The 4,790-nt window shown below is 22.0% G+C and carries 4 protein-coding genes; all 4 read right to left on the bottom strand.

Annotated features, from left to right (window positions below; all coding sequences use genetic code 11):
- Positions 1-183 precede the first annotated feature (183 nt).
- Positions 184-1,326 carry a glycosyltransferase family 2 protein gene (locus tag BGI41_RS06675; RefSeq protein WP_088539740.1) on the bottom strand — a complete coding sequence of 381 codons (1,143 nt, stop codon included), beginning with the start codon at positions 1,324-1,326 and terminating at the stop codon, positions 184-186.
- A 175-nt stretch (positions 1,327-1,501) separates the two neighbouring features.
- Positions 1,502-2,269: a uroporphyrinogen-III synthase gene (locus tag BGI41_RS06670; protein WP_088539738.1), complete on the bottom strand. Its 768-nt coding sequence runs from the start codon at positions 2,267-2,269 to the stop codon at positions 1,502-1,504.
- 186 nt (positions 2,270-2,455) lie between these two features.
- Positions 2,456-3,157, bottom strand: coding sequence for a nicotinamide riboside transporter PnuC (gene pnuC / locus BGI41_RS06665; RefSeq protein WP_088539736.1), 702 nt, complete (start codon positions 3,155-3,157; stop codon positions 2,456-2,458).
- A 245-nt stretch (positions 3,158-3,402) separates the two neighbouring features.
- A complete protein-coding gene (locus BGI41_RS06660) occupies positions 3,403-4,704 on the bottom strand; it encodes a DEAD/DEAH box helicase (protein WP_088539734.1) in 1,302 nt (433 codons plus the stop codon).
- Positions 4,705-4,790 lie beyond the last annotated feature (86 nt).

Here is a 4,790-nt window from a genome sequence, read left to right as displayed (position 1 = left end):
AGATTATGTTTTATAAAACCATAAAATAAACTAAAAAACACAAAATAAACTAAAAAAAAAAAATAATTAACATATAAAAAAAAAAAATTAAAAACACAAAATAAACTAAAAAAAAAAATAATAAACATATAAAAAATTTAGATAAAAGCAAATAAAAACACAAAATAAACTTAAAAAAAATAATTAATTTTTAAATGATTTATTAATCATTCTTAAAACATACTTACATAATAATTTACCTTTCCAATCACAATTATATCCTTTTACAAAAATCTGAAAACTTTCATATAAATTATGTTTTTCTTTAATAGATAAATTAGCCTGTTTATAAAGCTGAATCCAATTAAGTATAAATGGATTAAGTATAATATAAGAATATTTAAAATTATACTTATTACATAGTTTAGAACATTTAAAATATCCAATTAATGAATCATAAACAAGTTTATAAGTAATATTTTTTGTAATAGATTTATCCTCTTCATTATCATGCATATAATAATTATAAACAAATTGATTATTTAAAAATATAATACCTTTAGCATTAAAATAAGCTTCCATTAAAAAATTTAAATCTTCAGCAGAAATTACTTCTGGAAATTTAATATTATTTGATAAAATCAAGTTAGAATCATATATTTTAGTCCAAAATGAAGGAAGACTTCTAAGAATATTAATATTATCATCTAATTTTTCAAGATAAATCTCATTAAATATACCATTATCATCATTATGGTTTTTAATTGTATTACCATAAAAAATATGTGAAAAAATATTTCTCCATAAAAATCCAGTAAATCCAGTTAATTTAATATTATCAATTATATCATCAGTATAATCATATAAACGATCTTTAAAAGCAGAATGTGATTTCTGTACAAGCTCTAAATTTGAATTAATATAATGTTTATCCCTATTTTTTTCTAATAATTTAATATCTGTATAAACCCTTTTATATCTCCCATATACAATATCAACATTAGTTTCAGTGATTTTATTATATAATAATTCACAAGCATTAAGTTCAAAACTATCATCAGAATCAAGAAACATTATATATGGTGCTTTAACATGATTTAAAGCAATATTTTTTGGACCATAAGCTCCACCAATATTTGATTTAAGATGAATAATTTTAAAATTATTAGGATAATCATTATAATATTTATCTAAAATATTAGAACTAGAATCTGATGAATTATCATCAACAATAATAACTTGAAGATTTTCTATACCAATTGTTTGATTAATTATTGAATCTAATGCATTTTCTAAATATTTTTCTGCATTATATACTGGCATTATAATACTTATTTTATATGGCATAAAAATTTCCTATTTAATTATTTAATAAATTTAAAATTTATTTATAAAATTTAAAGTATTTTAAAAATTAATTAAAATTTAATTATGAAAAACTTAATATTAAACTTAATATCAATTAAAAATTTAGCAATAAATCTTTAAAGAGTTAAAATAATGTAAAAACTCTTTAATAAACTTAAAAAGATTTAAACATTAAATCAATCATATCTTTTACAGTATATCTTTCAGGATAAATATATTTAACATTAAAATCCTCTAAAGTATGACCAGTAATAGGACCAATAGACACAGTTAAAACATTATTAGATAATACTTTAGCTAAATCATCTTTATTATCTTCTGCAACTTTAAAAAGATTTTTAACAGTTAAAGGACTTGTAAAAGTAATTGCATCAACTTCTTTATTTAAAATTTTATTAATTAAATCCTTAATTTTACTTACATCATGAGGTAATATAGATCTATAACTTTCTGCAAGAATTACATTTGCACCCCATTTTTCTAAAGTATCAGGTAAAACATTACGTGCAGAATAAGTTCTAGGAATACCTATTTTTTTACCTTTAATATCAATATCTTTAAAACTTCTAAGTAAACCTTCTGCAGTATAATCTTTTGGTATTAAATCAACTTTTAAACCATATTTTTCAGTAACTTCAGCAGTTTTATGACCAATAACTGCAACTTTACAATTATCAGATAATTTATCATTAAAATCTGGATAAAATTTGAATATAGAATCAAGAGAGGAAACTGAAGTAAATATTAACCAATCTAAATTATCAATTTCAGACATGAAATCTTTTAAAGATTGTGAATTTAAAAGTTCAAGTTCAAGAGTAGGTACTACTAAAGCTTCACCACCATACCCTTCAATTAAATTAATAGCTTCTTTTGACCTGGATATTGGACGTGTTAAAGCAACTACTTTTTTATCAGACATTAAATACCTCCAATTATTAAAAACCTTAAAAATTATTTTATAAATATTATTAATTTATATATTAAGTTAATATTTGTATTTTAATTAATTTATTATTTATTGTATTATTTAAAAAATATTATAAAAAAGATTCTAAAAGAAAAATACATTAAAAAAATTAAAGTAAAAAAAGATAAAAAGTAAAAGTTAAGAGTTAATAGTATTACTATCAACTTCACGTTTCCATTTAACAAACATAATAATAGAATTAATAAGATAAACAGAGCTCATTAAAACCATTGGAATATTATTCAATCCATTCATAGTAGAATAAATCCAAAGTAAAATTCTTAAGATATTTACACAAATCCATAAAATCCAATTTTCCATGTACATTTCAATAGCAAGGAACATGGTAATAATAGATAATATACTTAATAATGCATCTACAAATGGCATTGCATCATTGAAATGTTGTAAAATAAATCCATAACAAAGACCACCGAGAATTACTGCAATAGCAACAATAATTCTATTTTTATTAGATAATGCTTTTTTATTAACCTCTTTGGTCTCTGGATTCATATTTTTACTCCAAATATAGAAACCATAAAATTCCATTGGTAAGAAGTAAAATATGTTAAGTAACATTTCTCCATAATACATACTAGTAAATGCAATATATGCATATAATGTAGCATTAATAGCACCAAAGACAAAACCAGTTAATTTACCTTTTCCAGAGCAAATAATAGAAATAACACCAGTTACTGCAGTAATTAAACTTAATAAATTATTATTTGATAATAAAGATAAAATAAATACTGATAATGTAGCAAGTATAAACCATGTTTTTTCCCATGTTTTCCATCCTGCAATTTCATCCTTTAATAAACCTTGAATATTCATATAATTTCCCTTTAACTCTAATATTAATATTTTATAAAATTAGTAATAATTATAATTTTATATTTAATTTTCTATAAAAACTCTAAAAAAACATTAGAAAAAACTCTAAAAAAAACCAATTAAAAATAAACACAAAAAACTAATTAAAAATAAAAAAAACTAATAAATTTAAAAAATAATAAAAAAACTAAAATAATAATCAATTAAAAATAAATAAAAATAGTATAAAACAAAAAATTAAAAAATTAATCTTTTTTAATTAATTTTAACAAAGCTGCTGCAATTTCAATAGAATCATAATCTTCAACCATTAAATTTTCAATCATTTTAATGTTTTTATCAAGATTCTGATTATCAATAATATTTTTTACTTCATTTAAAATAATATTATATTTTTTCATCTCAACATCTTCAAATGTTGGAGCTTTTCTTTGTTTAATTTTTTGATGAGTGTTTCTACGAATACTTCTAAATTGTTTAACATCACGTCCTGAAACAAAAGTAAATGCATAACCTACTTTTCCAGCTCTTCCAGTTCTTCCAATCCTATGAACATAGAATTCATCACTACTTGGAACATCATAATTAAATACAACTTCTACATTTGGAACATCAATACCTCTTGCTGCAACATCAGTTGCAATTAAAAGATCTATTTTTCCTTTCCTAAATTTATCCATTACTCTATCACGTTTTGTTTGTTTCATATCTCCATGAATTGCACCAACAGAGTAACCTCTACTTTTCATTTTACGTTTTAAGAAATCAACTTGTTTTTTAGTATTACAAAATACAAGTGCAAGATTAATATCATATAAATCAAGAATATTACATAAAACACTTATTTTCTTATTTCTTGGAACTTCAAAGTAATATTGATTAATTTTAGGTACTGTAAATTTAGTAGGTTTAATTTTAATATGTTCTGGATTATTTTGATATTTATTAGCAATACGTTTAATATCCTTAGATATAGTAGCTGAAAAGAGGAGAGTTTGTCTAGTTCTGGGGGTTCTTTTAATAATTTTTTCAATATCATCAATAAAACCCATATCTAACATTTCATCAGCTTCATCAAGAACAAGAGTTTCTATTGCAGAAACATCTAAATTTCCACGATTAATATGATCAATTACACGACCAGGAGTACCAATAATTACATGAACACCTTTTTTTAAAAATCTTGTTTGCCTTCCAATAGGTTGTCCACCATAAACAGGTAATATTCTTAATTTTTTCATATACTGAGAAAGTTTACCAAATTCACCTGCAACTTGAATAGCAAGTTCCCTTGTAGGAGTAAGTACAAGTACTTGTGGTGATCTATCTTCAACCCAAACTTTATTTAATGCAGGAACAGCAAATGCTACAGTTTTACCAGTACCAGTTTGAGCTTGACCAATTAAATCTCTTCCTTTAAGTCCTTCAGGAATAGCCTTCTTTTGAATAAGACTTGGTTCCTCAAATCCCATATCTTTAATAGCCCTTTTAATTTCATCTTTAATATCAAAATCATCAAAATTTATATTTTTTCTCTTTTTACTCATAAACACAACTCTTAAATAAAAAAATAATTTAAATCATTAAAAGCCTAAATTAAATGTATAATTATTAAAAATATATTTTAAAATTT

Origin of the sequence: Methanobrevibacter sp. 87.7, from assembly GCF_002208625.1 — an archaeon.
Lineage (GTDB): Archaea > Methanobacteriota > Methanobacteria > Methanobacteriales > Methanobacteriaceae > Methanarmilla.
The sequence above is the reverse complement of the archived record's forward strand: the minus strand, read 5'-3'. Positions and strand labels throughout refer to the sequence as shown.

Excerpts from the sequence above, each read along its gene's own strand:
- pnuC (WP_088539736.1), bottom strand. The coding sequence starts at position 3,157 with ATGAATATTCAAGGTTTATTAAAGGATGAAATTGCAGGATGGAAAACA.
- BGI41_RS06660 (WP_088539734.1), bottom strand. The coding sequence starts at position 4,704 with ATGAGTAAAAAGAGAAAAAATATAAATTTTGATGATTTTGATATTAAA.
- BGI41_RS06675 (WP_088539740.1), bottom strand. The coding sequence starts at position 1,326 with ATGCCATATAAAATAAGTATTATAATGCCAGTATATAATGCAGAAAAA.
- BGI41_RS06670 (WP_088539738.1), bottom strand. The coding sequence starts at position 2,269 with ATGTCTGATAAAAAAGTAGTTGCTTTAACACGTCCAATATCCAGGTCA.